Annotated in this window: 4 protein-coding genes; 3 read left to right on the top strand and 1 reads right to left on the bottom strand. The window is 55.1% G+C overall.

Annotated elements, in window-relative coordinates; genetic code table 11:
- Positions 1 to 200: 200 nt before the first annotated feature.
- Positions 201 to 929 carry a hypothetical protein gene (locus ABYV89_RS15130; RefSeq protein WP_432823769.1) on the top strand — a complete coding sequence of 243 codons (729 nt, stop codon included), beginning with the start codon at positions 201 to 203 and terminating at the stop codon, positions 927 to 929.
- 14 nt (positions 930 to 943) lie between these two features.
- On the opposite strand, the gene ABYV89_RS15125 is transcribed toward ABYV89_RS15130, so the two are convergent.
- The gene (locus tag ABYV89_RS15125; RefSeq protein ID WP_432823768.1) at positions 944 to 1348 is read right to left on the bottom strand and encodes a septal ring lytic transglycosylase RlpA family protein; all 405 of its coding nucleotides are present in this window, start codon (positions 1346 to 1348) and stop codon (positions 944 to 946) included.
- Positions 1349 to 1854: 506 nt separating this feature from the next.
- Between ABYV89_RS15125 and rhuM the strand changes: the two genes are divergently transcribed.
- The gene (gene rhuM, locus ABYV89_RS15120; protein WP_432823767.1) at positions 1855 to 2853 is read left to right on the top strand and encodes a RhuM family protein; all 999 of its coding nucleotides are present in this window, start codon (positions 1855 to 1857) and stop codon (positions 2851 to 2853) included.
- 120 nt (positions 2854 to 2973) lie between these two features.
- On the top strand, positions 2974 to 3921 hold the full coding sequence (locus ABYV89_RS15115; RefSeq protein WP_432823766.1) for a transposase: 948 nt from the start codon (positions 2974 to 2976) through the stop codon (positions 3919 to 3921).
- Positions 3922 to 3959: the final 38 nt, after the last annotated feature.

The following is a 3959-nucleotide window of genomic DNA, read 5'->3' as shown; positions in this document are numbered from 1 at the left end:
GTCGGACCAAGCCAACCCTCTGAAATTGCGCTGAAATGTATAGGAAAATAAGTGGAATTTGATCTTAAAAGCTCCTTTTTGCGGGATAAAAGGGGCTTTTAACTGTTGTTGCGATCGGCGGGGAGTGAGGGCAGTAATTTAGAGGTGCCATAACTCCTTTAACCCTGCTGGTTTTTCTCCTCTCCCCACAGGCAGCCACCATGGCCAATCCTAAAAAACGCTTCTTCAAGGCCTTCAAAAAACACTTCTTTCTGCGCTTTCATATGAGCCTGATTCTGCTGGCCACGGGGCTTTGCGGCCTGCTGGGCAGCAAGTTTCTGATCTGGCGCGGGGTCGAGAATCTGCTTATCCGCTTTCCCCTCAACGTGCTTATTGCCTACCTCTGCTTCTTTCTGTTCGTCAAAATATGGCTCTGGTATATCTCCCCCAGCCGGTCTTCCATGGATGCCGCCGATGCCCTGGACTACATCGACCCCTGGTCCGGTTCTTCCGGCTCGTCTTCAACCCCGTCTTTCGTGGGGGGCAAGGGCAGTTTTGGCGGGGGAGGGGCCTCGGGGGATTTCGGCGATGGGGGGCTGGATGCTGATGGCGGTGCCGGCAGCGGCTTGTTGGGCCATCTGGATATCGACCTGGACGGGGACGCCTGCTGGCCGCTGCTGATTTTGGGCGTGATTCTGCTGCTGGTGTTCGGCGCGGGGTTTTACCTGATCTATCAGGGGCCGGTCATTCTCGCCGAAGCGGCCTTCGAGTTTCTGCTGGCCTCGGGGATGATCCGGCGGTTTCGGCGGATGGACGACCCCGACTGGCTGGGGAGCGTCTTTCGCATGACCTGGCTGCCGTTCGTGCTGGTATTGCTTATCGCCACCCTCTGCGCCTGGCAGCTGCAGGTCCATTTTCCCGAAGTGGTGAAGCTGAGCGATCTGTTCTGAGCCCCTGACGAACTTTACTTGAGCACGCTCAGGCGCACTTTGACCACGCCCTGCTGCAGCATGCCGATGTTTTTGGCGGCGCGCCGGGTCAGGTCGATGATGCGGTTTTTGATGAAGGGGCCGCGGTCGTTGATGCGTACGACGACGGTCTTGCCGTTTTCAAGGTTTTCTACCCGCACGCGCGTGCCGAAGGGGTAGCTGCGGTGCGCGGCGGTCAGGGCCTGCTGATCCAGGGGTTCGCCACTGGCGGTGCGCCGCCCCTGAAACTTTTCGTGGTAATAGGAGGCGAGTCCGACGGTGGCGGTCGCCCCGATCTCTTCTTTGGGGGGGACGATCAGGCTGCAGCCGGAGCCAAGCAGGCAGCACAGGCCAACGGCGAAGAGGGGCAGGCTCTGTTTTTTCATCGGATAGATCTTCATGAAACTGACGTCCTGCGACGGCTGGAGGTCTGTTTAGATTGGTCTCCTGACGAGGAAGGCAGCTGGGGGAGCCGGCGGGAAGCCTGAATACAACGATGACGGATATGCCGCGAGGTTTGCCGGATGATGTTTCTTTCCGGCCTTCGAGCTTGTTGTCGACAGTTGTATTTACTTACTGTCCTAGACGATTTTTCAAGTCGTCCGCTCTGCTGATCCCTCGACGGCACTTCCGTCATCGCTTGTCTTAACCCTATCGCAGCTTGAGGGGATGTCAAACGACAAGAATGCCGGGGTGGAGCAAACCAAGCCACTGAATTTGCGCTGAAATGTATCAATAAGCAGCTAGGATTTAGACATGTAAGCCCCTTTTGGCTTTTGGGGTCTTTGGGTCAAGAGTCGGCAACATTGGCAGCTCGTGCAAAATATATATTCTGCTAATTTGATTTGGCATTGGCAACATCTATCTAGAAATTCTGGATCACTGTTGACAATGCTGGAGGATCGCCATGCCTCGTAGTGCGCAAAATGACATTTTCATCTATCAGGCTGATGACGGAAAAACCCGCCTTGAGGTCCAGCTTGACCATGAGACAGTCTGGTTGAACCAGCGCCAGATGGCGGAGCTGTTTGAAAAGGATACCGATACCATAGGTCTGCATATCCGCAATCTGTACAAAGAGGGGGAGTTGGTCCGGGAGGCAACTACCGAGGAATCCTCGGTGGTTCAAGATGAAGGTGAGCGGCAGGTGCGCCGGAAAGTGCAGTTCTACAATCTTGACGTCATTATCTCCGTCGGCTACCGGGTCAAATCGAAACGCGGGACTCAGTTTCGCCAATGGGCCACGCGGGTGCTGCGCGATCATCTGGTGAAGGGTTACACTCTTCACGAGCAGCGCCTGCGCGAAGAAGCCGCCAAGCTTCACGACTTGCGTCAGACCGTCGATCTGCTGGCCCGCACCCTGACCACGCAGGAGCTGGTGACCGAAACCGGCAAGGACGTGCTGCGGGTGATCAACGATTATGCCTACGCCCTGGCCACCCTCGACCGTTACGACCATGGCACCCTGAGCATCGAGGAGACGACCGGCAAGACCTTGCGCATCATCGACTATGAGGAGGGGATTGGTCTGGTCAAGGCGATGAAGGGGGAATTCGATGGCCTGTTCGGCATTGAAAAGGATCAGGGCTTCAAGAGCGCCCTCGGCACCATCTACCAGACCTTCGACGGCAAGGAGCTTTATCCGAGCGTCGAGGAGAAGGCGGCGAACCTCCTCTATTTTGTGGTCAAAAACCACGCTTTCAGCGACGGTAACAAGCGAATCGCCGCCGCTTTGTTCATCTACTTTCTCGCCGGCAATGCCATCCTCTACCGCCCCGATGGCACCAAGCGCCTGGCAGACAACGCCGTGGTGGCGCTGACGCTGCTCATCGCCGAGAGCCGCCCCGAAGAGAAAGAAACCATCGTCAAAGTAATCGTAAATCTGATCAACCGGCGCAACGACTAACCATCATGAAACCAGCCGCAAGTGGAATTCCGGGGACGTTGTTTAATTGTTGAAATCTAATAAATTCGTGCTATCCTTTTCCGCATGCCAAGAGGAGCCCGCTTAGACATTCCAGGTGTTTTGCAGCATGTCATTGTCAGGGGCATCGAAAAATCCCTTATTTTTCATGATGATCGTGATCGACAGTTTTTTGTTGACCGTCTGTCACGCCTGCTTGCTGAAACCGGGACCGATTGCCTAGCCTGGGCGCTTATTCCGAATCACTTTCACCTTCTTCTTCGTCCCATCCATAGTTCGCTCGCTTCTTTTATGCGACGGTTGCTGACAGGGTATGCGGTGAGCTTCAATCGTCGTCACCAGCGTGTGGGGCATCTTTTCCAGAATCGTTACAAATCGATAGTTTGCCAGGAAGACAACTACCTGCTCGAACTTGTCCGGTACATACATCTCAATCCTGTGCGGGCCGGTCTCGTGCCTGATATCGTCGGCATTGATCATTACCCATGGAGCGGGCACGCCTGCCTGGTAGGGAATCGTCATTTGAAAGGTCAGAATCCCGAACTGGTTCTGTCGCACTTTGGCGATAGCGTTGTTTCTGCACGGGAGCGATACCGCCAATTTGTGGCAGACGGAATGGCTCTCGGGGATAGGCTTGATCTGGTAGGAAAGGATGCCAGTCGCGCAGGCAGGGGGGATTCTGATGATGCGGCTGGCTTTGTTCAGGATAACCGCATTTTGGGTACCCAGCTATTTGCAGAGTATTTGGCAAATCACGAGAGCCTGGCAGGGAGGATCGAAACGAAAGAGTCCCTTGAGCACCTGGCGGATCGGACGGCGGCTTACTTTCGCATGGATCGTTCTGTTCTGCTGCAGCCGAGTAAAGAGAAGACGAGGGTTGAAGCACGCTCTGTTTTCTGTTATCTGGGGGTGCGCTGCCTCGGCTATAAGGGAACAGAAGTCGGAGCTCTGCTGGGGCTGGGCCGTTCTGCGGTTTGCCATGCCGTTAAAAGGGGAGAAGTCATGATCAGTGCGGACAGAAGTATTGAGTTGCGGATTGTGAGAAAATGAACTATTAAACAACGTCCCCGGATTGTTAGGGCAGGAGG

This window comes from Trichloromonas sp., from assembly GCF_041583255.1.
Taxonomy (GTDB): Bacteria; Desulfobacterota; Desulfuromonadia; order Desulfuromonadales; family Trichloromonadaceae; genus Trichloromonas.
The sequence above is the reverse complement of the archived record's forward strand: the minus strand, read 5'-3'. Positions and strand labels throughout refer to the sequence as shown.